Source organism: Microbacterium tumbae, assembly GCF_054780175.1.
Window position 1 is genome coordinate 270,939 of sequence record NZ_BAAGWV010000003.1, and the last position, 21,513, is coordinate 292,451.

Below are 21,513 nucleotides of genomic sequence, written 5' to 3' on the forward strand. Positions count from 1 at the left end.
TCAGTCCAGGACGTCCGACAGCGCGTAGCGGGCCACGACCTCCAGTTGCTCGTACGTGCAGGAGGCCGCCTCCCGATCAGGGCGCCAGCGCTCGAACTGCACGGTGTGACGGAAGCGCGCGCCCTCCAGCTGGTCGTAGCGGACCTCGAGGACCCGTTCGGGACGCAGCCGGACGAAGGAGACGTCCTTCGCCCCCGTGAAGCGCGAGCGCTCGCCCTCGCCGGTCACCGCCCTTCCCTCCTCATCCCGCTCGACGAAAGGGGCGAGCTCGTCGACGAGCTCCTGCCGTCGGGCGTTGCTCCACGCGGCGACGCCGCCGACCTGGCGCAGCACGCCGTCCGGACCGTACAGGCCCACCAGGAGCGATCCGACACCGGAGCCGGAGGCATGGACGCGATAGCCGAGCGCCACGACATCGGCCGTCCGCGCGTGCTTCACCTTGACGAGCGCGCGCTTCCCCGGAGCGTACGGCTGGTCGAGCGGCTTCGCGACGACGCCGTCCAGCCCGGCGCCCTCGAACTCGGCCAGCCATCGCGTGGCCAGTCCGGGATCGCGGGTCGTGCGGGTGAGGTGGAAGGGATGGGGGACGCCGCCGAGCAGGCGCTCGAGCCGTTCGCGGCGCTCGACGAACGGACTCTCCTGGAGCCGCTCGGCGCCGTCGGCGAGCAGGTCGAAGGCGATGAACATCGCGGGGGTCTCGGCGGCCAGGCGCGCGACGCGGGATGCCGCGGGATGGATGCGCTGGCTGAGCGCCTCCCAGTCCAGCCGCTGGTCGTCGTCCCCGGTGGCGACGACGATCTCGCCGTCGAGCAGGCACGGGCGGGGGAGCAGGGACGCCGCGGCCTCGACGAGCTCGGGGAAGTACCGGGTCAGCGGCTTCGCGCCGCGCGAGCCGATCTCCGCCGACTCGCCGTCCCAGGCGAGGATTCCGCGGAAGCCGTCCCATTTCGGCTCATACAGCAGACCGCCAGGGTGCTTCGAGGGATCCGGTATGGTCGGGGCGGCCTTCGCCAGCATCGGCGCGGGGATCTCGTACGGCATGAGGCCATCCTGCCGCGCGGCCTCCCGCCCGTCCATAAGGCGCCGCGGACCCCTCCATGACGTTTTCTCTGACATCGACGAGTCACGTGTCAGGGAAGCTGCGGGTATACCTCTGTGCAACCCCTCTTCTCCGACACGCACTGAGCGGGTGTCCGGGAATCAGCGGGTGTCCGGGAACCGGCGGGTGCAGGTTCGCGCAACCCGCCGGTTTCCCGAGGCGTTCACCCGCGCCAGACAGACGGGTTTCGGAGCTAGCGGAACAGCTCCTCGAGCGTCGTCGGCGTGCCGGCATCCTTCAGCGCCGTGCGTGCGGCGTGCCAGCCGGCCATCGCGTTCACGCCGGGGCCGGGGGGAGTGGACGCCGAGGCGAGGTACACCCCGCGCATCGGGGTGCGCCATGGCGCGGTCGACAGCACGGGGCGCCGCACGGCCTGGCGGATCGTGAAGGCGCCGGCCAGGATGTCTCCGCCGATGTCGGAGGGGTTGATCGCCTCTCTGGACGAGGCGGGCACGGCGGCGTGCGCGAGGATCAGATCCCGGAATCCGGGCGCGAACCGCTCCACCTGGCGGGTGATGAGCTCGGTTGGGTCTAGCGTCGATCCCGATGGCACGTGGATGTACGCCCACAGGACGCCCTTGCCCGCGGGTGCCCTGGTGTCGTCGAAGATCGACGGCTGCACGGCGAGGACGTACGGCCGGTCGCCGACGCGGCCCCGCGCAACGGCGTTCTCGCTCGCCCAGACCTCCTCGCGGGCGCCGCCGAGGTGCACGGTCGGCGACTGCGCGACGTCGGGGTTCGCCCACGGGATCGGGCCGTCCAGCGCGAAGTCCACCTTGGCGGCCGCCGGTCCGTAGCGATATCCGCGGATCGCCCTGGCGTACCCGGCCGGGATCTCCGGGTGCGTCAGGACGAGCCGCGGCGAGGTGTTCAGCAGCAGGAGATCGCCCCGGGCGGGATCGCCCCAGTCCAGATCCGCGAGGTCGGCGACGTGCGCGCCGGTCTCCACGGCGCCGCCGTGCGCCTCGAGGTCCGCGACCATGGCATCGGGGATCCGCTGCGCGCCGCCGCGGGGATACATCCATCCGCCGGTATGCGCCTGGGCGGCGAGCAGAAGGCCGGCGGCCGCTCCGGCGAGCGAGGGGAGCGGCGTGTTCGCATGCGCGAGCACGCCGGCGAGGAGCGCAGCGGCCTCCTCGGTGCGGAACGCGCTTCGGGCGAGGGGCGTGCCCGCATCCAGCATCCGCAGCGCGAAGCGCACAGCCGTGACCGGGTCTTTCGGGATGCGGATCATCTGATTGCCGGTGAAATCGACCACGCCGTCGATGTGGGAGCTGAGCGGGCGCAGACGGGAGAGCCAGGCGCGCCCGTCCGTGCCGAGTCCTGACGCCGTACGTTCGATGTCGCGCCAGGCGATACCTGCGCGGCCGTCGTCGAGGGGGTGGGCGTAGGAGATCTCCGGAGTGATCCAGTCGACCCGCTCGGACAGCCCGAAGGCGCGGAAGAACGGCGAGGCGAGGGCGGCCGGATGCGAGGCGGAGCCGACATCGTGCCGGAAGCCCGTGAGCGTGGACTCCGCGGTGCGGGTGCTGCCGCCGACGGTGGCCGACGCCTCGAGCACACGCGTCTCGTACCCGGCCCTGGCGAGGGACACGGCTGCCGCCAGTCCGTTCGTCCCGCTGCCGATGATCGTCGCACGCGCCATGCCGTCAGTCTCGCACGGCCTGGACGAGGTGTGTCCCCGGCGCTCGGGCGGACGTGAGAAGCTGGAGTCAAATGAACGAAGCACAGGGGCCGACCCCCGCAGGCACCTCCCGTCCCTATCGGAATCTTCCCGAAGCGCTTCGCGCGCATCGGATCGATCCCGCGAACCACGCCTTCATCAAGGCGATCACGGATGCCGTCGGCATCTCGAGCTTCATCGACCGAGGCCGCTACATCGAGGCGATCCGTCTCGGGCAGGGCGCGGCTCTGCACATCGGCAGGACCTACACCAACGGCTTCACCGAGGACGAGACGATCGTCGTCGGCTCGGCCGTGCTGCGGCTGCAGCCCAGCGACGGCCGCGCACCGTACTTCTTCGTCACGCATCCCAGCGAGTTCCCCGCCGTGCCGGGGCGCGTCTCAGCTCCTCGGGCGCCGCGGGCCTCGGCGCCCAGGAAAGCGACGCCCGCTTCGGGCGCGCCGCGGGCGACCAAGCTCGAGGAGCGCGACTACGGGGTGTGCGACGTCTGCTTCATGACGCGCACGCCGTCTGGGACGTGCGGCTGCAGCTGAGTCGTCTCACGCGAAGGCGCTCATCCCGGTGATGTCCCGGCCGAGGAGAAGCGCCTGCACGCTCTCCGTGCCCTCGTAGGTGTGGATCGCCTCGATGTCGGCCATGTGCTGGATGACGCCGTTCTCGAGCAGGATGCCGTTGCCGCCGAGCAGATCGCGCGCCGTCGCCGCGATGCGCCGCGCCGCGCGGGTGTTGTGGAACTTGGCCAGGGACGCCTGTGTCGGCCGAAGCTCGCCGGCCGTCTCCAGATCGGCGAGGCGACGGCAGTACAGCTGCATGGCGGTGAGGTCCTCCAGCATGTGCGTGAGGCGCTCCTGCACCATCTGGAACCTCGCCAGCGGCCTGCCGAACTGCACGCGCTCGAGCGCATAGGACAATGCGGCCTCGTAGCAGGCGGTCGCGTGGCCGAGCGCCGACCATGCGACGCCGGAGCGGGTGGCGTACAGCACCACGGAGGCGTCCTTGAAGCTGCGGGTGCCGGGGAGGACCGCCTCCAGCGGCACGCGGACGTCGTCGAACACGATGTGCGCCTGGTGTATCGCGCGCAGCGAGCCCTTGCCTGGAATCACCGTGCCGGTGTATCCGGGCGCGGTCTGCTCGACGAGGAAGCACCGCACGGCGCCGTGCTCGGCGGCGTTGGGGTCGTCGACACGCGCCCAGACGAACGTGATGCCTCCCGATGCGCCGTTGCCGATCCACTTCTTCGCGCCGCGGATCACCCATTCCTCGCCGTCCCGACGGGCGGTGGTCTCCAGTGAGACCGAGTCGGATCCGTGATCGGGCTCGGTGAGCGCGAAGGACCCGAGGACGGAGCCGTCGGAGAGCGGGACGAGCCATCTCTCCTGCTGCTCCTGGCTCCCGAACAGCGCGAGCGTGCGCAGAGCGAGCCCGCCCTGCACGGCGAGGACGGTGCCGAGGGAGCCGTCCCCGCGGGAGATCTCCATGTTCACGAGTCCCGCGGCCAGCGGGGACATCGGGGTGAGCGAGGGATGCCGGATGCCGTCCGCGACGAGGTCCATCTCGCCCATCCGACGGGCGGCTGCGAGGGGGTACTCGCCCTTGTCCCAGGCCTCGGCCATCTGCGGGCCGACCTCGTCGATGTATGCTTTGGCGCGATCCCAGGCCTCGCGGTCGGCGTCAGGGATGCCGTCGAAGACCGCGTAGTAGTCCGTGTCCCTCCGCGACGTGGTGTCGTAGCCCGAGACGCGCTCGCCGGGGAAGGAGGGGGCTTCATCGCTCATGACGTCACTCTACCCCCGCGCGGAACTCGGTTTCTCTGTCCTGAAACTCAGTCCCACCCCATCGAGACTGCGACACCACGCCGAGACCGCAGCGATACGCATGCGGCTCGGCGTGGTGTCGCAGTCTCGATGGGTCAGGCGAGCTCGGCGCCGAGACGGCGGGTGAGCTCGGCGACCGGCATCGACCGGGGGAACACCGCCACGACGAGGTCGTCCGTCGACGGTGCGGCGGGATCCGCTCCCACCCCGTACCGGCGGCGGACGTCCGCGAGCGCGGTCTGCAGCGTCGACACCGGCACCTTCTTGACGTCGCGCAGCAGCCGCCTGAGCACATGGTTGTGCACGGCGGTGACGAGTGCGGCGAAGCCGACGGCATCCAGCGGGTCGATGCCGGGCAGCGCCCGCCGCAGATAGTCGTCGAAGAGCCGCTCGTAGCGGAAGACCGTGATGATCTCCCTCTCGCGAAGCGCGGGGATCTGCCGGACGACCTGATAGCGCTGCCGCGCCATCTCCGGATCGCGTGCGAAGTGCGAGAAGACGTGCTCGGACGCCTCGCACACCGCCGTCCACGGGTCGTCATGCCCCTCGGCGAGGAAGTCGCGCAGCTCGTCGAGCAGGACCTCGTGGTCGGCGAAGACGACATCCTCCTTGCCGCCGAACTGACGGAAGAACGTCGAGCGGCTCACGCCGGCCGCCTTCGCGATCTGCTCCACGGAGGTCTGATCGTACCCCTGGGCCCGGAACAGCTCGAGCGCTGCGGCGACGACGGCGGAGCGCGGTTCTGCGGATTCGTGCATGGGCAGAAGCCTAGACCGCGGCGAAAGCATGATGACAGACGGTAGTAGGCTGGGGGATCGGGCCGATTCAACGATCGGCAACCGACATTCTGTCGCGTCCCACCCGCCGCAACCAGCGAAGGACTGCACGTGGATCTCTACGAGTACCAGGCACGAGACCTTTTCGAGAAGTACGGGGTGCCGGTTCTCGCCGGTATCGTCGCGGACACTCCCGAGGAGGTGAAAGCGGCGGCTGAGAAGATCGGCGGTGTCGTCGTCGTCAAGGCGCAGGTGAAGACCGGCGGACGAGGCAAGGCCGGCGGCGTGAAGGTCGCCAAGACCCCCGAAGAGGCGTACGAGGCGGCCAAGGCGATCCTGGGCCTGGACATCAAGGGCCACGTCGTCAAGCGCGTCATGGTCGCGCAGGGCGCGGCGATCGCCGAGGAGTTCTACTTCTCCGTGCTGCTGGACCGTGCCAACCGGTCGTACCTGTCGCTGTGCTCCGTCGAGGGCGGCATGGAGATCGAGCAGCTCGCCGTCGAGAAGCCCGAGGCCCTGGCCAGAGTCGAGGTCGACCCGATCGTCGGCATCGACAAGGCGAAGGCCGTCGAGATCGCGAAGGCCGCGAACTTCCCCGAGGACCTCGTCGAGAAGGTCTCCGACGTCTTCGTGAAGCTCTTCGAGGTCTACAAGGGCGAGGACGCCACGCTCGTCGAGGTCAACCCGCTGGTGCGCACCGAGGACGGCTCGATCATCGCCCTCGACGGCAAGGTCACGCTCGACGACAACGCCAGTGAGATCCGCCACCCCGAGCACGAAGCGCTCGAGGACAAGGATGCCGCGGATCCGCTCGAGGCCAAGGCCAAGAAGAGCGGCCTGAACTACGTCAAGCTCGACGGCGAGGTCGGCATCATCGGCAACGGCGCAGGACTCGTCATGTCCACGCTCGACGTCGTCGCCTACGCCGGCGAGAACCACGGCGGAGTGAAGCCGGCGAACTTCCTCGACATCGGCGGCGGCGCCTCGGCCGAGGTCATGGCGAACGGCCTGGACGTCATCCTCGGCGACCCGCAGGTCAAGAGCGTGTTCGTCAACGTCTTCGGCGGCATCACCGCCTGCGACGCGGTCGCCAACGGCATCAAGGGCGCCCTGGAGACGCTCGGCGCCACGGCGTCCAAGCCGCTCGTCGTCCGCCTGGACGGCAACCGCGTCGACGAGGGCCGTGCGATCCTCGCCGAGTACGCCCATCCGCTCGTGACCCTCGCTGCCACCATGGACGAGGGCGCCGACAAGGCCGCCGAGCTGGCGAACGCCTGAGTTAGGACCAGGACAAGGAAATGTCGATCTACCTCAACAAGGACTCCAAGGTCATCGTCCAGGGCATCACGGGCGGTGAGGGAACCAAGCACACCGCGCTCATGCTCAAGGCCGGCACGCAGGTCGTCGGCGGCGTGAACGCCCGCAAGGCCGGCACCGCCGTCTCGCACACGGACAAGGACGGCAACCCGGTCGAGCTGCCGGTGTTCGCCTCCGTCGCCGAGGCCATGAAGGAGACCGGCGCCGACGTGTCGATCGCCTTCGTCCCCGGCGCGTTCACGAAGGACGCGATGATCGAGGCCATCGACGCCGAGATCCCGCTCCTCGTGGTCATCACGGAGGGCGTGCCGGTGGGCGACTCGGCCGAGGCATGGGCCTACGCGAAGAGCAAGGGCAACAAGACCCGCATCATCGGCCCGAACTGCCCCGGCATCATCACCCCCGGCGAGGCGCTCGTCGGCATCACGCCGGCGAACATCACCGGCAAGGGACCGATCGGGCTCGTCTCGAAGTCGGGCACGCTGACCTACCAGATGATGTTCGAGCTGCGCGACCTGGGCTTCTCCACCGCCATCGGCATCGGCGGCGACCCGGTCATCGGCACGACGCACATCGACGCGCTCGCCGCCTTCGAGGCCGATCCCGAGACGAAGGCGATCGTCATGATCGGCGAGATCGGCGGCGACGCGGAGGAGCGCGCCGCGGACTACATCAAGGCGAACGTGACGAAGCCGGTCGTCGGCTACGTCGCCGGTTTCACCGCGCCCGAGGGCAAGACCATGGGCCATGCCGGCGCCATCGTCTCCGGCTCGGCGGGCACCGCGCAGGCGAAGAAGGAGGCCCTCGAGGCCGCCGGCGTCAAGGTCGGGAAGACCCCGTCCGAGACCGCCGACCTCATGCGCGCCATCATCGAGGCGCTCTAGGCGCTAGACTCGTCGCGAAGGCCCCGGGCTCCACCCCGGGGCCTTTCTCGTGCCCGGGGCACGGCGCGCAGTTCGCGGGCGAGGCGCACACGATGGGGGCCGACACGCCAGATGTCGGACCCGTTCGCCCGTTCGGTCCGATATCTGGCGTGTCGGCCGCCGGGTGGTGACGCCGTGCGGGCGCGGAAACGGCAAGGGGACGGATGCCGGAGCATCCGTCCCCTTGCCGTTTCGTCAAGCGCCGAACAGGGCCTCGACCGGACCGCGGGCGAAGAACAGGATGAAGCCGACGCCAACGACCCACAGGAGCGGATGGATGGAGCGGGCCCTGCCGGAGAAGGCGTGCACGAGCACCCAGCTCACGAAGCCCGCGCCGATGCCGTTCGCGATCGAGTAGGTCAGCGGCATCACGGTGACCGTGAGGAACACCGGCAGCAGCACGCGGAAGTCCGCGAAGTCGATGTTCTTGATCTGGGCCATCATCATCGCCCCGACGATGACGAGCGCCGCGGCGGCGATCTCGGTCGGCACGATCGAGGTGAGCGGAGTCAGGAACATCGCCAGGAGGAACATCGCCCCCGTGACGATGTTCGCGAAGCCCGTGCGGGCGCCCTCGCCTATCCCGGCGCCGGACTCGATGAACACGGTGCTGGAGGAGGAGGAGGTCGCGCCGCCGGCGATCGCGCCGACGCCCTCGACGATCAGCGCGGACTTGATGCGCGGGAAGTCGCCCTTCTCGTCGGCGAGTCCCGCCTCCTTCGCCAGCCCCGTCATCGTCCCCATCGCGTCGAAGAAGTTCGAGAACACGAGCGTGAACACGATCATGACCAGGGCGACGGCGCTGACGCGCTGGAGGTCGAACGCGAAGTCCACGTCGCCGATCAGGCTGAGGTCGGGGATGCTGAGCGGCGAGCCGCTGAGGGCCGGGACCGTGAGGCTCCAGCCGCCGGCGTTGCCGTCCGCGGCCGCACCGAGATGCCAGACGGCCTCCACGATCACCGCGAGCACGGTCCCGGAGACGAGGCCGATGAGCAGGCCGCCCTTGACGCGCAGCGCGACGAGGGCGCCGGTCAGCAGCAGCGTCACCACGAAGAGCAGAGTCGGGACGGTGGCGACGGATCCGCCGACGCCCAGGCCCACCGGGGGAGAGGCGTTCCCCGTCGCCGTCACGAAGCCGGAGTTCACGAAGCCGATGAAGGCGATGAACAGCCCGATCCCCACGGTGATCGCCAGCTTGAGCTGGATCGGCACGGCATCGAAGATCGCCTTGCGCAGTCCCGTCGCGGCGAGCAGCACGATGATGACGCCGTTGATCATGACCAGCGCCATCGCCTCGGCCCAGGACACCTGGCCGACGACGGAGAATGCGACGAAGGCGTTGATCCCGAGGCCGGCGGCGAAGCCGAACGGCAGCCGGGTGACCACGCCGAACAGGATCGTCATGACGCCGGCCGTGAGCGCGGTCGCGGCTCCCACGGCGGGGAACTCCAGTGCGCGTCCGTCGACGTCCGTCGTGGTCGTCAGGATGATCGGGTTCAGGATCACGATGTAGGCCATCGTGACGAAGGTCACCAGACCTCCGCGCACCTCGGTGCCGATGGTGGAGCCGCGCTTCGAGATCTCGAAGAAGCGATCGAAGGCGCTCTTCGGCTCGCGCACGTCGTTCGGGGTGGACGCAGGGGCAGTTGTCATAGGGAACCTCCAGGAAAGACGATAGACCGTGCGGGCTCCCGCGCGCGCCCCCGAAAAGTCGTCCGCAACTCGTCGTAGTCTCGTTGAGTCATGCAACGCCTCCTCGTCGTGCTCCTCGCCGCCCTCGACGCCGCCATCGCGGCCGCCGTCGGGGTGACCGTGCTGCTCGCGCCGCTCACGCTGCTGTGGACGATCGCGTTCGGCAGCGCCGCCGACTGGGGCGCCCTCTGGCCGGTGGCGGGAACGCTCTGGCAGTTCGGCCAGGGTGTTCCGCTCGACATCGTGATCTCCCCGGAGATCCTCGTCGCGGTCGGCGTCTCGCAGGAGGCCGCGGAGTTCGCGCTCTCCCTCACGCCGCTCGCCTTCGCGATCTTCACGCTGTTCTTCGCCGCCCGCTCCGGCGCGAGGGCGGCGCGCTCGGGATCCTGGCTGCTCGGCGTGCTGAGCGGGACGGTCGTCTTCGCGGTCATCACGGCGCTCGTCGCGGTCACGGCGCAGGTTGCCGCAGCCCGGACGTCCGCGATCCTCGGGATCGCCGTCCCGGTCGGCGTCTACTTCGCCGGTGCGCTCGCCGGCGCGGTGCAGCACGCGTGGCGCGAGGGGGATGAGGGAGTCGTGGACCGCGTGCACGACGTCGTCGACTCCTGGGGCGACTTCAGCGCGGTGCCCGCCGAGATCGTACGGGGCGCCGCGATCGCGCTCGTGCTGCTGACCGGCGTCGGCGCGCTCGCGGTGACCGCGATGGTGCTGCTGCGCGGGGGAGAGGTCATCGCGCTGTTCGAGCGCGCGCACGTCGATGTGCTCGGCGCGAGCATGATCGCGCTCGCCCAGCTCGCCTATCTGCCGACCCTCGTCGTCTGGGCCGTGTCCTGGCTCGCAGGGCCGGGATTCGCCGTCGGAGCCGGAACCGCCGTCTCGCCGGTCGGGACGCAGCTCGGAGTCGTCCCCGGCATCCCCCTGTTCGGCCTGCTGCCGGACGGCGGCTCGATCTGGATGCTCATCGTCGTGCTCCTGCCCGTGGCCGCCGGCGCCGTGGCCGGATGGATGGTCCGCTCCCGCCTGGTCTGGGAGGACACCGCCCGCGACTGGCGTCCGCGTGCGGCGATCGCACTCGGCATTCCGCTCCTGGTCGCCGCTGCGGCGGCGATCGCCGGAGTGGCGGCGTCGGGGTCGATCGGCCCCGGCCGTCTCGCCGAGGTCGGACCGGATGCGGGGATGCTCGCCCTCGCCCTGGGCGGCGAGGTCCTGGTCGGGGCCGCCATCCTCCTGCTCTCGCCCCGGCATCGCGACGAGCTCGCGGAGGAGCGCATCGATCGATGGACCGCGGTGATGGGAGCATCCCCTGTGGCCGTGGACGAGCCGATCCGTGCTCCGCATGCCGCGACCTCGCCCTTCGACGACGAGACGGCGCCGATCGAGGAGTCCGGCTTCCTCGGCCGACCCGGCGGGGACAACGGCGCCTGATCCCCCCGCTAGACTGACCGGGTGCTCACGGTCGCCGTTCTCATCTCGGGCACAGGCTCGAATCTCCGGGCCCTCCTCGAGGCCGCTCGCCATCCCGACTTCCCCGCCCGGATCGTCGTGGTCGGCGCCGATCGCGACGCCGAGGGCATCGCGCATGCGGAGGAGTTCGGCATCCCGAGCTTCGCCGTGCCGTTCCGGTCCTTCGAGAGCCGAGAGGCGTGGGGCGAGGAGCTGGGGCGCCAGCTCGACGTGTGGCAGCCCGATCTGATCGTGCTCTCCGGACTCATGCGGCTGCTGCCCGCATCCCTCGTCGGACGCTACGCGCCGCGCATCATCAACACGCATCCCGCGTACCTGCCCGAGTTCCCCGGAGCGCACGGCGTGCGCGACGCCCTCGCCGCCGGTGTCACGGAGACCGGCGCGAGCGTCATCGTCGTGGACGACGGCGTGGACTCGGGGCCGATCCTGGCGCAGGAGCGCGTACCCGTGGAGCCCGGCGACACCGAGCACACCCTGCACGAGCGCATCAAGCCCGTCGAGCGCCGGCTGCTCATCGACGTCGTCCGCCGGATCGCCGCGGGCTCCCTCGATCTCACCGCCGTTTCCTGATCCATCCCCGTACGAAGGAGCATTCCATGGCCGGTCCTCGCCACGATCCCTCTCTCTACCGCGACCGCGATGTGGTGCCGATCCGGCGCGCGCTGGTGTCGGTGAGCGACAAGACCGATCTGCTGACCCTGGCCGAGGCCCTCGTCGGCGCGGGGGTCGAGATCGTCTCGACCGGGTCGACGGCGTCGACGATCCGCGACGCGGGCTTCGAGGTCACGGACGTCGCCTCGGTGACCGGTGTCGCGGAGATGCTCGACGGTCGCGTGAAGACCCTGCACCCCCGCATCCACGGCGGCCTGCTCGCCGATCTCCGCCTCGCGGACCACGAGCGCCAGCTCGCCGAGCTGGAGATCTCGCCGTTCGAGCTCGTCGTCGTGAACCTGTACCCCTTCGTCGAGACGGTCGCCGCAGGCGCGCTCGGCGACGACGTCGTCGAGCAGATCGACATCGGGGGACCGGCGATGGTCCGCGCCTCGGCGAAGAACCACGCGAACGTCGCGATCGTCGTCTCGCCGGAGTCGTATCCGGCGATCATCGACGCCGTCGCCGGCGGCGGCACCACGCATTCCCAGCGCCGCGAGCTCGCGGCCCGCGCCTTCGCCCACACCGCCGCCTACGACACGGCCGTTGCGGCCTGGTTCGCCGAGGGGACGCTGAGCGACGGGGGCGAGCTGCCGGCCCATCTCACCATCAAGGCCGAGCGCCTGGCCACGCTGCGCTATGGCGAGAACGCGCACCAGCGCGGTGCGATCTACACTCGCGCCGGCGGGCATGGCATCGCCCAGGCGGTGCAGCTGCAGGGCAAGGAGATGTCGTACAACAACTACGTCGACGCGGATGCCGCGCTGCGGGCCGCCTTCGACATGGTGATGCCGGCCGTCGCGATCGTGAAGCACGCGAACCCGTGCGGCATCGCGACGACGGCGCCCAACGCCCTCGACCCGATCGCCAGCGCCCACCTGCGTGCGCACGAGTGCGATCCGGTGTCGGCGTACGGCGGCGTGATCGCCACGAACGGCACCGTGACGCTGAAGATGGCCGAGAACCTGAAGGACATCTTCACCGAGGTCATCGTCGCCCCCGCCTTCGAGCCGGCCGCCCTGGAGGTCTTCAAGGCGAAGAAGAACCTGCGGCTGCTTCAGCTGCCGGCCGACTGGCGCCAGGAGCAGATGGACGTGCGACTGGTGTCGGGCGGCCTCCTGCTGCAGGACGCCGACCGCTTCCCCGCGGACATCGAGTCCGTGGCCACGAACTGGAAGCTGATCACGGGCGAACGTCCCGGCGACCAGGAGATGCGCAACCTCATCTTCGCCTGGAAGGCCTGCCGCGCCGTGAAGTCGAACGCGATCGTGCTCGCGAAGGCGAACGCCACGGTCGGCATCGGCATGGGGCAGGTCAACCGGGTCGACTCGTGCCGGCTCGCGGTCGAGCGCGCGGGAGACCGCGCGGCCGGCTCCGTCGCGGCATCCGACGCCTTCTTCCCTTTCGCCGACGGGCCTCAGGTGCTCATCGACGCGGGGATCACGACGATCATCCAGCCCGGCGGCTCGGTGCGCGACGACGAGGTCATCGCGGCGGCGGAGGCCGCGGGGGTGACGATGTTCTTCACCGGGGAGCGGCACTTCTTCCACTGATCCCGGCGCACCGCGGACGACGTCAGGAGAGCACGACGGCGCCCATCGCGACGGTGGATCCCGCCATGGCGACATGATGCAGTCGATGATGCCAGGCGCGGTCCGTGCGCAGCGCTGAGGCCGTGAACGCCACCGAGCCGAGCACCAGTCCCGCGCACAGGACCGCCGGCATCGCGCTGATGCCGCCGTGGTGTCCCGAGGCCGCAGCGGTCGCGGGGGCGGACCCTGTCGGCATCAAGAGGATCAGGGCGGCGGTGACGATCAATCCGAGCGCCAGATGGGTCGACACGGCGGCGGACCCCCGCCCGCCCGTCCCCGCGGTCCCGGAGGGCATGCACCTGCGCCACGCGGCCAGCCCGATCCCGGCGGGGACCATGACCGCGAACCATGCCACCGGGGTCAGGATCGTCGAGGTCATGGCATCGGCCATGCCGAGGAGCATCAGGATCGCGGCCAGCCGTTCCGGCGCACCGCTGCCGTGCTTCACCCCGCACAGCGCGCCCGCACCGAGGGCTGCGGGGACGACGGCGCACAGATGCAGCAGGTCGCTCACCGCTCCGCCGCGATGCTCTCGGACACCCCGATCCTCCGCCACGGGGCCGCGGCGACGTCCGCGGGCGCTCCGGCGGCGAAGGCCACACCCGGGTCCGCGACGTCCAGTGCGATGGTGAGCTTCGTCTCCCACCTCAGGTGCGCCGGTTGATCCTGCCGCGCGCGCACCGAGATCGGCGCGTCCGGGATCGCGCCGAAGGCGAGGGCGCGCTGCCGATCGTCGGCGATGCGCGCGAGATCCCCGGCGTCGACCAGGCATCGGTAGCGCGGCACGCTGGTGGTCTCGTACGGCGAGTACTCGCCGGCGGCGAGCCTCTCGTCGAGGAAGTGGTTGGTGTGCGCGAGCACTCCCCCGGCCGGCGCGCGCAGCACGGCCACCCCCGCGGGGGAGACCTCGATCGCCGCGGACTCCGCGGTGCGTCCGTCGAAGGCGACCACGGTGAGCACGCTCGACGCCGCGAGCGGCACGCCCCTCGCGATCTCGGCGGCCTCATCGATCGTCCGCGCGCGCTCGAGGACCATCCGGACGAGCACGTGCACGGGCACACCGGGCCGGGAGCCGTCCGAGCGGTGGTGGAGGATGTTGAAATGCACCCCCAGTCCGCGGTCGTTCACGCCGATCTTGGCGGGCTGGCCGAACTCGCAGAAGGTCACGATGCCGGTGCCGGCGGAGCTGCGCAGGCGCCGCACGACGGTCTCGTTCGAGAGCGTCTCGTGCCAGTCCCACGTCTGCAGGGTCCGCGGCGGGGCGCCGTCGTCCGGGACGTGCACGACCGTGGAGCACTCCATCGACGCGGTCATGCGGGCGAGGACCTCCGTGCGCGCGGCGAGCAGATACACGTCGGAGAGCGAGAGCCCGCTGCCCTCCGCCATTCCGGCGAACTCCTCGGCCGTCTCCGGTGCATGCACCTCGGTCGCGACGCGGCACCCGTCGGCGATCCGCCGCGCGAGGTCCTCGGTGATTCCGGACTGGGCGAACAGCTCGAGGTAGGAGTCCCGCGCCCCGCTGAGCTGAGCGGCCCAATGCGCGCCGAACCGGGCCCCCTCGGCGCGCGCTCCGCGGTCGTGGGCAGACCATTCGTGGATGATCACTCGTCCCCTCCGATCCGCTCGACCAGGGCGGCGACATCGCCGTACGGGCATCCCCCGGCGCGAGACGCGGCGGCGACGCGGCGGCGCACCTCCCGCGGCTTGTCCTGGCTGACCTTGAAGACCGCACGCTGCTCGACGACGGCGAAGCGGAAGGAGACGATGCCGCCGACGATCCGCTCGAACGTGGGCAGCGAACCCGTCATGTCCCACGCGGTCGGCTCCAGCTGCTCGAGCTCGGCGACGGTGCGGGTGACGACGTGCATCCCGTCCGAGGGATCCTCGAGCACTGTCGCATGCGCGGTGAGATGCACGGCCGCGTAGTCCCAGGTCGGCACGTTCGGATCATCGGCGTACGTCGTGGGGGAGACGTAGCCGTGCGGGCCGGAGAACACCAGGAGCACGCTCTCGCCGTCGGCGATCTGCCGCCAGTGCGGATTGCGGCGGGCGATGTGCCCCAGGAGCTCGCCGCCGACCAGACCGCCGTCGCCGGCCATCCGCTCGACGATCACCGGCGTGTGGGTGACCGTCGGGGCGCCGTCGGCGCCGCCGCCGTTCGAGACGATCAGCGCGAAGGGATGCCGGCGCACCAGCTCGTTCACCTCGTCCTGGGACGGGGCACGGTACTTCTCGAACTCGTACACGGCTCAGCCCGCCGCGCACAGGATGGCGTCCCAGGCGGCCTCGCCCGCCAGGGTCGCCACGGCGGTGGAGTTCAGCGACAGTCGTCCCCGAGAGGTGGCCGGATCGGCCGGGAGGGCGATCTCATCGGTCGTGAGCGCGAACAGGGTGTCCCCGTCGAGCGGCGTGTGGAACGGCTGGATCCCGCGATGCATGGAGCTGTGCACCTGGAGCCCGAACTGCTTGAGCTCCACGTCCGAGAGACGGACGTTCGTGACGACCGCGGTGATGGTCGTGTTCCCCGACATCGAGTCCACCAGGCGTGATTCGCCGAGGGCGTCCTCGTGGTCCAGCGCGGGGTGCCGGCGCTCGCCGGTGGCCGCGTCGTAGTTGCCCCGGACGATGCGCCCGTCGCGGTCGAGGATCACCCCGTAGGGGTTGAGAACGGTGACGACGAGGACCTTCACGTCGCCCACCTGGCGGAACGCCGCGCCCTGACCGGTGAACTCCACGCGCGACGGGTCGACCTTGCCGGACGACGCCGAAGCCCCGCCTCCCACCCGGCCCACCTCGACGACCCCCTCGCGCGCGGCGTGCAGAGCCGCCTTCCCCAGTGCGGTATCCGGGAACACCGAGTTGTCGCGCACGGAGTAGTCGTAGATGATCGCCCCGGAGACGAGCTGGAGCTGATCGAAGCCGGAACGGTGATCGACGCGGTCGAACAGCGCTTCGGAGACGCCCGCCACGGCGGAGAGGCCGTAGACCGACCCGCCGGCGAGGCAGATCGCATGGTTGTAGCCGTACAGTCCGCTGGCCCCGACCGCCCCGCCGCGTCGATCCGTGAAGGTCCTCGCGCCGGCGGGGATGGCGACGACGGTGGCGCCGGTGGGCCCCTCCGCGTACTCCGCCGTTCCCAGCAGCACACCGGGGAAGTCGTACTCCACCTGGCCGCGGTCCGTGCCGTGCACGGGCGAGAGCGACGCGTAGCCTCCGTTCGATCGGCGGGGTCCGGCAGGCAGGACGGGCGCGAGGCGCGGGGCGTGGGTCACGATGAGAGCTCCTGGAACAGTTGACGTGAATAGGGATGGCTGGGCAGGTCATAGAACACCGCGGTCGGCGCGTGCTCGACGATCTCGCCGGCGCGCATGACGGCGACGTGGTGCGAGATGTAGCGCACCGCGGCGAGATCGTGGGAGATGAACAGGGCGGCGAAGGAGTGCTCCTGCTGCAGGTCCCGGATGAGATTGAGGATCTGCGCCTGGACGGAGACGTCGAGAGCGCTCACGGCTTCATCGAACACGATGAAGGCCGGGTGCGTGACCAGCGCTCTGGCGACGCTGACGCGCTGGAGCTGGCCGCCCGAGAGCTGATGCGGACGCCGCTGGGCGAATGCCGACGACAGACCCACCTGCTCCAGCATCGCGAGCGCGCGCTGCTCGGTCGCCGCCGTGCGCCGTTCGTGCACGAGCAGAGGCTCCAGCACGGAGGAGAGCACCGTCGATCGCGGATCGAGCGCCCAGCGCGGATGCTGGAGCACGGCCTGCATCCGCCCGGCGCGCGAGCGCAGGCTCCGCGCCAGCGCGGCTCCCTGGAAACGGACCCCGCCGGCGTCCGGGCGCTGGAGTCCGAGCACGATCGCGCCCGTGGTGGACTTGCCCGATCCGGACTCGCCGACGAGGCCGAGGGTCTCACCCGGTGCGACGGAGAACGAGACGTGGGACATCGCCCTCACCTCGCGCCGATTCGCGCCCCATCCGGAGGCGAACGTGACGTCGACGTCGTCGACCTCGACGACGGGGACCGGGAGCACGGTCATGCGGACACCTCCTTCCGAGCGTTTCGGCCCTTCGGGGCGGTCGAGGCCCGCAGATCCTCCGTGCGCAGGCACAGGCTGTGCCGTGCGGAGGCCGGTTCCGGGCGGGTGTCGTCGCACGCGTCGATCCGGTACGGGCACCGCGGCGCGAAGGCGCAGCCGTGCGACTCCTCGTGCAGCACGGGCGGAGAGCCGGGGATGCTCGCCAGCCGCTCGCCCTGCTTCGCCCGCGACGGATCGGTGGCCGCGAGCGCGCGGGAGTAAGGATGCAGCGGACTGCCGAGCACCGCGGCCGCCGGCCCGCGCTCGACGACGCGCCCGGCGTACATCACCGCCACGTCGTCGCACCAGCGGGCGACGGCCGGAAGGTCGTGGCTCAGCCAGAGGATCGTCGTCCCCTGGGACCGTGCCTGCTCGAAGAGCAGCCGGATGACCTCCTCACGCACCTGGCTGTCCAGCGCCGCGGTGGGCTCGTCCGCGATGAGCAGCCTCGGCCGCCGGCACATCGCCATCGCGATCGCCACCCGCTGCGCCATGCCGCCCGAGATCTGGTGCGGGAAGAGCCGGATCACGCGCTCGGGGTTGGCGATGCGCATCGCGTCGAGCAGGGCGATCTGGCGACCCCGCGAAGCGTCGTCGCCGACCGCGCGCAGCACGAGCCCGAGCTGCCGGCCGATCCGCATCGTCGGGTCGAGAGAGCCGATCGGGTCCTGCGCGATGTACGCGAGGGTGTCGCGGCGATAGATCCGCAACGCGGTGTCGTCGAGCGCGAGGACGTCCCTGCCGTCGACCTCCAGCTCGCCGCGCACGATCCGCGCCGACCTCGGCTGCAGGCGCCCGATCACCGAGGCGAGGGTGGACTTGCCCGACCCCGATTCCCCGACGATCGCCATCGAGCTGCCCTCGGCGACCTCCAGATCCACCCCGTCCAGGGCGCGCACCGTGCTGGCGCCGGTGAAGTCGAGGGCGATGTCTTTGATGCGCACGGCGGTCATCGGAGGGACCTCGTCTCTCGTGGTTCGAAGCGGTCGCGCAGTCCGTCGCCGATGATGTTGATGCACAGGATCGAGACGACCAGGACGACGCCGGGGATGATCAGCAGCTGCGGAGCCTGCGTCATGTACAGCATCCCCTGCTGGATGAGCAGCCCCAGGGACGCCTCCGGCACCTGCACGCCGAAGCCGAGGAAGCTGAGCCCGCCCTCCACGAGGATCGCGACGGACAGCGCGTAGCTCGCCTGCACGGCGATCGTGCCCGCGATGTTCGGCAGCAGGCGACGGGCGAAGATCGCCGGGGTGCGCACCCCGCTGATCCGGGCCGAGACGATGAAGTCCCGTTCGGCGACGGCCCGCGTCGCGAGGCGCACCACGCGCGTCATGAGAGGGATCGTGATCACGACGATGCTGACGATCGCGGCGGGGCGGCCAGGGCCGAGCACGGCGGAGACGAGGATGGCGAGCACCAGCGCGGGGAAGGCGTAGAGCACGTCGGCCGCTCGCATGACGACTTCGTTCACGGCGCCGCCGTAGTAGCCCGCGAGCATGCCGAGCACGGTGCTGACGATCGCGGAGCAGGCGACGGCGGCGATCGAGATGACGAGCGTGGTCGTGATGCCCTGGAAGAGCCGGGGCATCAGGGAGCGACCGAGGTTGTCCGTGCCCAGCGGGGCGAGCGCCGACGGTCCCTCCAGCCGTCCGCCGATCGTCGCGCTCGTCGAACCGGACGCTCCGGTGAGCACGGCCACGAGGGTGACGGCGACGATCAGGGTCAGCAGGATGATCGCCGTGCGCAGCACGGCGTCGCTGCGGCGCCAGGCTCCGCGGGTCGCCTGGGTCGCGGCGCGCACGCGAAGGGCGGCGGTGGGGGTGACGGTCATCGACTGTTCCCTCCGGTGAGGCGCAGGCGGGGATCCAGCGCGTTGGCGATCAGATCGACGAGCAGGCTCGCGGTGATGAACACGATCGCGGCGAGCAGCACCGCGCTCTGCACGATCGCGTAGTCGCGCCGGCCGAGCGCGGTCTGCAGGTAGGAGCCCATCCCGGGGATGTCGAAGACGAACTCGACGATGACGGTGCCGCCGAGCAGGACGGCGACGAGCGTCCCGACGACGGTGAGGATGGGTGCGGCGGCGTTGCGCAGGATGTGATGACGGACGATGAACCCCGGTGACTCGCCCCGTGCGACGGCCGCCTGCACGTGCGGCTCCACGAGCACGTTCATGACGGCATCCCTGGTGTTGCGGGCGACCACGGCGACGCAGCCGATCGACAGGACCGCGACCGGGAGCACCAACGCGCCGAAGAAGCGCGCCGGATCGACGGAGAGCGCGGCGAACCGGCCGACCGACAGCCCCAGTCCCAGGGTGGAGAAGGCGAAGACGGCGAGGCCGGCGAGGAGGAACTCCGGGATGCTGATCCCGAGGGCGCTGACGACGCGGCCGACCGCTCCCGCGGAGCCCTCGGTCCGCAGCGCCGCGACGAAGCCCAGCGGGATGCCGACGAGCAGCGTGATCACCACCGTGAGCAGGGCGATCGTCGCGGTGACCGGCAGCCGGGCGCCGAACTCCTCCGAGACCGAGACGTTCGAGACGAAGGAGTATCCGAGGTCGCCGGTGAGGACCCCCGCGACCCAGCGGAGGTACTGCTCCACCACGGGGGCGTCGAGGCCGGACGCGGCGACCGCCTGGGCCCGCTGCGCCTCGGTGGCGAGCGGACCCAGGACGAGGTCGATGTAGTCGCCCGGCATGAGCCGCACGGAGGCGAAGATCAGCACGGAGACGGTGAGGAGCGTCACCAGCGCGGCGCCGATGCGCCGGATCGACCACAGAGCGACGGACATGTCAGTTCGCGCGGAACTCGGTGATGTAGCGGAGGAAGTTCCCGTAGCCCTCGTCGGCGCCGAGGGTCGGGGACAGCGATCCCGTGTTCCAGCCGAGGGTCGACGGGCGCAGCACCAGCGGCACCATCTCGCTCTGCTCGTCGGCGATGCGGCACAGGCTCCCGAACTCCTCGGCGCGATCGGCGCCCGGCTCGGTCTCATAGCCGTCCGCGATCAAGCCGTCGAGCTCGTCCGAGCCCTTCATGAACACCGAGGAGAAGCCGGCGACCTCCGGGTTCCACCACGTCGTCACCATGGCGGGGTCCGCATACCCGGCGAACCAGCTCAGCGCGAGGTCGAAGTCTGCGGGGCTGCCGTAGACGCGGTCGGAGTATGTCGCGTAGTCCAGCTGCTCGATCTGCACCGTCACCCCGATCTCGGCGAGGTTCTGCTGCATCACCTGCGCGATCTGCGCGAGCACGGGCTCGTCCGTGTAGACGAGGAGGTTCAGCTCCAGCCCGCGGATGCCGTCGATCACGGACTTCGCGGCGGCGACGTCGTGCGTCGCGGAGGGCAGATCGGCCGGGATGCAGGCGTCGGGCAGGCCCGCGGGGGTGACTCCGGTTGCGGCGGTGGAGCCGCCGAACGCGAGTTCGTCGATCGCCTCCCGGTCGATGGCGCTGTTGAGGGCGAAGCGCACGTCCTGGTCCTGCAGCGCCTCGTCGCCGGTGAGGGAGTTGATCATCAGATAGTGGAAGTCGGTGTTCCGCTGGCCGACGACCGTCACCTGCGCCGCGTTGGAGAGCAGCTCGGCGGAGTCGATGGAGTTGAGCACCGCGAAGTCGGCGGAGCCGTCGCGCAGCGCGGCGGCTCTGGTCGCCTCGTCCCCGACGATGTCGAGCCTCAGGGTCGAGAAGCCGAGCGCATCCGCGTCGGGGTGATGCTCGTTGGGAGCGAACGTCCACTGCTCGTCCTGGCGATGGGCCGTCGCGACGAGCGGCCCGGTTCCGAGCATCTCGGCGGTGATGTCGACCTCCCCCGACGCCATCTCCGCGATCGGGAGCACGGCGGCCGGTGTGTTGGCCAGGGCGGCGAGGAACGGGGCGTAGGGCTCGGACAGGGTGATCGTGACCTCCAGATCGCCCGTCGCCAGCACCGACGACACCGGCCCGAGCTGTCCGGTCCAGGTCGTCGGCGTGTCGAGGAGGCGCTGGATGCTGCCGACGACGTCGTCCGCCGTCATCGCGCGGCCGTTGGAGAACACCGCGTCATCGGCGAGCGTGAACACGTACTCGGTGTCGCTCGGGGCCTCCCAGCTCGTGGCGAGTCCCGGGGCGACGTCGAGGTTCTCATCGATGGTCGTCAGCGTCTCGTAGACGAGGCCCTCGATCATCCAGGATCGCGCCGTCGCCGCGCCCTGCGGGTCGAGTCCGCTCGCTTCCGCGGTGTCGTAGTCGACCTGGACGACGAGGTCGCCGCCACCTTGGAAGGAGTCGTCGGCGACGGCGAGGAAGCCGGGGGCGGCCTCGTCCTGCGTCGGAGTGGCTTCCGGCGTTGCGCCGGCGGTGCATCCGGTGAGGGCGAGGATCGCGACGGCCGCGATCACCGCCCCGGTTCGAGCTGCGGTGTGCATTTCGGTGTTCCCTTC

Annotated in this window: 21 protein-coding genes and 1 pseudogene; 8 read left to right on the forward strand and 14 right to left on the reverse strand. The window is 70.7% G+C overall.

The window, feature by feature from the left end:
- Positions 1-1,041 carry an ATP-dependent DNA ligase gene (locus ACYVGQ_RS13105; RefSeq protein ID WP_460785083.1) on the reverse strand — a complete coding sequence of 347 codons (1,041 nt, stop codon included), beginning with the start codon at positions 1,039-1,041 and terminating at the stop codon, positions 1-3.
- 251 nt (positions 1,042-1,292) lie between these two features.
- Entirely contained in the window at positions 1,293-2,744 is a 1,452-nt protein-coding gene (locus tag ACYVGQ_RS13110) for a phytoene desaturase family protein (RefSeq protein WP_460785084.1), read from the reverse strand.
- Positions 2,745-2,815: 71 nt separating this feature from the next.
- Here ACYVGQ_RS13110 and ACYVGQ_RS13115 point away from each other — a divergent pair, with 71 nt between their 5' ends.
- A complete protein-coding gene (locus ACYVGQ_RS13115) occupies positions 2,816-3,316 on the forward strand; it encodes a hypothetical protein (protein ID WP_460785085.1) in 501 nt (166 codons plus the stop codon).
- 6 nt (positions 3,317-3,322) lie between these two features.
- Here ACYVGQ_RS13115 and ACYVGQ_RS13120 read toward each other — a convergent pair whose 3' ends face one another.
- A complete protein-coding gene (locus ACYVGQ_RS13120; protein ID WP_460785086.1) occupies positions 3,323-4,558 on the reverse strand; it encodes an acyl-CoA dehydrogenase family protein in 1,236 nt (411 codons plus the stop codon).
- Between the two features lie 134 nt (positions 4,559-4,692).
- Positions 4,693-5,355: a TetR/AcrR family transcriptional regulator gene (locus ACYVGQ_RS13125; protein ID WP_460785087.1), complete on the reverse strand. Its 663-nt coding sequence runs from the start codon at positions 5,353-5,355 to the stop codon at positions 4,693-4,695.
- Positions 5,356-5,484: 129 nt separating this feature from the next.
- On the opposite strand from ACYVGQ_RS13125, the gene sucC reads away from it, so the two are divergent.
- Positions 5,485-6,651: an ADP-forming succinate--CoA ligase subunit beta gene (gene sucC / locus ACYVGQ_RS13130; protein WP_460785088.1), complete on the forward strand. Its 1,167-nt coding sequence runs from the start codon at positions 5,485-5,487 to the stop codon at positions 6,649-6,651.
- 20 nt (positions 6,652-6,671) lie between these two features.
- Positions 6,672-7,574, forward strand: coding sequence for a succinate--CoA ligase subunit alpha (gene sucD, locus ACYVGQ_RS13135; protein WP_460785089.1), 903 nt, complete (start codon positions 6,672-6,674; stop codon positions 7,572-7,574).
- Between the two features lie 234 nt (positions 7,575-7,808).
- Here sucD and ACYVGQ_RS13140 read toward each other — a convergent pair whose 3' ends face one another.
- Positions 7,809-8,219 (reverse strand): hypothetical protein, encoded by a 411-nt coding sequence (locus ACYVGQ_RS13140; protein ID WP_460785090.1) that lies wholly within the window; start codon positions 8,217-8,219, stop codon positions 7,809-7,811.
- Between the two features lie 12 nt (positions 8,220-8,231).
- Here ACYVGQ_RS13140 and ACYVGQ_RS13145 point away from each other — a divergent pair.
- From ACYVGQ_RS13145 to purH, 5 genes and pseudogenes are all read left to right on the forward strand, one after another.
- Positions 8,232-8,338 (forward strand): annotated as a pseudogene (locus ACYVGQ_RS13145).
- A 47-nt stretch (positions 8,339-8,385) separates the two neighbouring features.
- Positions 8,386-9,126: a hypothetical protein gene (locus ACYVGQ_RS13150; RefSeq protein ID WP_460785091.1), complete on the forward strand. Its 741-nt coding sequence runs from the start codon at positions 8,386-8,388 to the stop codon at positions 9,124-9,126.
- 230 nt (positions 9,127-9,356) lie between these two features.
- The gene (locus ACYVGQ_RS13155; protein ID WP_460785092.1) at positions 9,357-10,730 is read left to right on the forward strand and encodes a cell division protein PerM; all 1,374 of its coding nucleotides are present in this window, start codon (positions 9,357-9,359) and stop codon (positions 10,728-10,730) included.
- Positions 10,731-10,751: 21 nt separating this feature from the next.
- Positions 10,752-11,339: a phosphoribosylglycinamide formyltransferase gene (purN, locus tag ACYVGQ_RS13160; protein WP_460785093.1), complete on the forward strand. Its 588-nt coding sequence runs from the start codon at positions 10,752-10,754 to the stop codon at positions 11,337-11,339.
- A 26-nt stretch (positions 11,340-11,365) separates the two neighbouring features.
- Positions 11,366-12,973, forward strand: coding sequence for a bifunctional phosphoribosylaminoimidazolecarboxamide formyltransferase/IMP cyclohydrolase (gene purH, locus ACYVGQ_RS13165; protein ID WP_460785094.1), 1,608 nt, complete (start codon positions 11,366-11,368; stop codon positions 12,971-12,973).
- 22 nt (positions 12,974-12,995) lie between these two features.
- Here the strand turns inward: purH and ACYVGQ_RS13170 are convergent, their stop codons facing one another.
- From ACYVGQ_RS13170 to ACYVGQ_RS13210, 9 genes are read right to left on the reverse strand one after another with little or no spacing between them, the layout of a single operon-like run.
- Positions 12,996-13,526, reverse strand: a complete 531-nt coding sequence (locus ACYVGQ_RS13170; protein WP_460785095.1) for a hypothetical protein — start codon at positions 13,524-13,526, stop codon at positions 12,996-12,998.
- A complete protein-coding gene (locus ACYVGQ_RS13175) occupies positions 13,523-14,617 on the reverse strand; it encodes a C45 family autoproteolytic acyltransferase/hydolase (RefSeq protein WP_460785096.1) in 1,095 nt (364 codons plus the stop codon). The genes ACYVGQ_RS13170 and ACYVGQ_RS13175 overlap by 4 nt, the downstream gene beginning before the upstream one ends.
- Positions 14,614-15,258 carry an FMN-binding negative transcriptional regulator gene (locus ACYVGQ_RS13180; protein WP_460785097.1) on the reverse strand — a complete coding sequence of 215 codons (645 nt, stop codon included), beginning with the start codon at positions 15,256-15,258 and terminating at the stop codon, positions 14,614-14,616. The genes ACYVGQ_RS13175 and ACYVGQ_RS13180 overlap by 4 nt, the downstream gene beginning before the upstream one ends.
- A 3-nt stretch (positions 15,259-15,261) precedes the next feature.
- Positions 15,262-16,284 carry a P1 family peptidase gene (locus ACYVGQ_RS13185; RefSeq protein ID WP_460785098.1) on the reverse strand — a complete coding sequence of 341 codons (1,023 nt, stop codon included), beginning with the start codon at positions 16,282-16,284 and terminating at the stop codon, positions 15,262-15,264.
- Positions 16,281-17,051, reverse strand: coding sequence for an ATP-binding cassette domain-containing protein (locus ACYVGQ_RS13190; RefSeq protein WP_460785099.1), 771 nt, complete (start codon positions 17,049-17,051; stop codon positions 16,281-16,283). The genes ACYVGQ_RS13185 and ACYVGQ_RS13190 overlap by 4 nt, the downstream gene beginning before the upstream one ends.
- Positions 17,048-18,043: an ABC transporter ATP-binding protein gene (locus tag ACYVGQ_RS13195; RefSeq protein WP_460785100.1), complete on the reverse strand. Its 996-nt coding sequence runs from the start codon at positions 18,041-18,043 to the stop codon at positions 17,048-17,050. The genes ACYVGQ_RS13190 and ACYVGQ_RS13195 overlap by 4 nt, the downstream gene beginning before the upstream one ends.
- Positions 18,040-18,924, reverse strand: coding sequence for an ABC transporter permease (locus ACYVGQ_RS13200; RefSeq protein WP_460785101.1), 885 nt, complete (start codon positions 18,922-18,924; stop codon positions 18,040-18,042). The genes ACYVGQ_RS13195 and ACYVGQ_RS13200 overlap by 4 nt, the downstream gene beginning before the upstream one ends.
- Positions 18,921-19,886 carry an ABC transporter permease gene (locus tag ACYVGQ_RS13205; RefSeq protein ID WP_460785102.1) on the reverse strand — a complete coding sequence of 322 codons (966 nt, stop codon included), beginning with the start codon at positions 19,884-19,886 and terminating at the stop codon, positions 18,921-18,923. Before ACYVGQ_RS13205 ends, ACYVGQ_RS13200 begins: the two co-directional genes overlap by 4 nt.
- Position 19,887: 1 nt before the next feature.
- The gene (locus ACYVGQ_RS13210; protein ID WP_460785103.1) at positions 19,888-21,498 is read right to left on the reverse strand and encodes an ABC transporter substrate-binding protein; all 1,611 of its coding nucleotides are present in this window, start codon (positions 21,496-21,498) and stop codon (positions 19,888-19,890) included.
- Positions 21,499-21,513 lie beyond the last annotated feature (15 nt).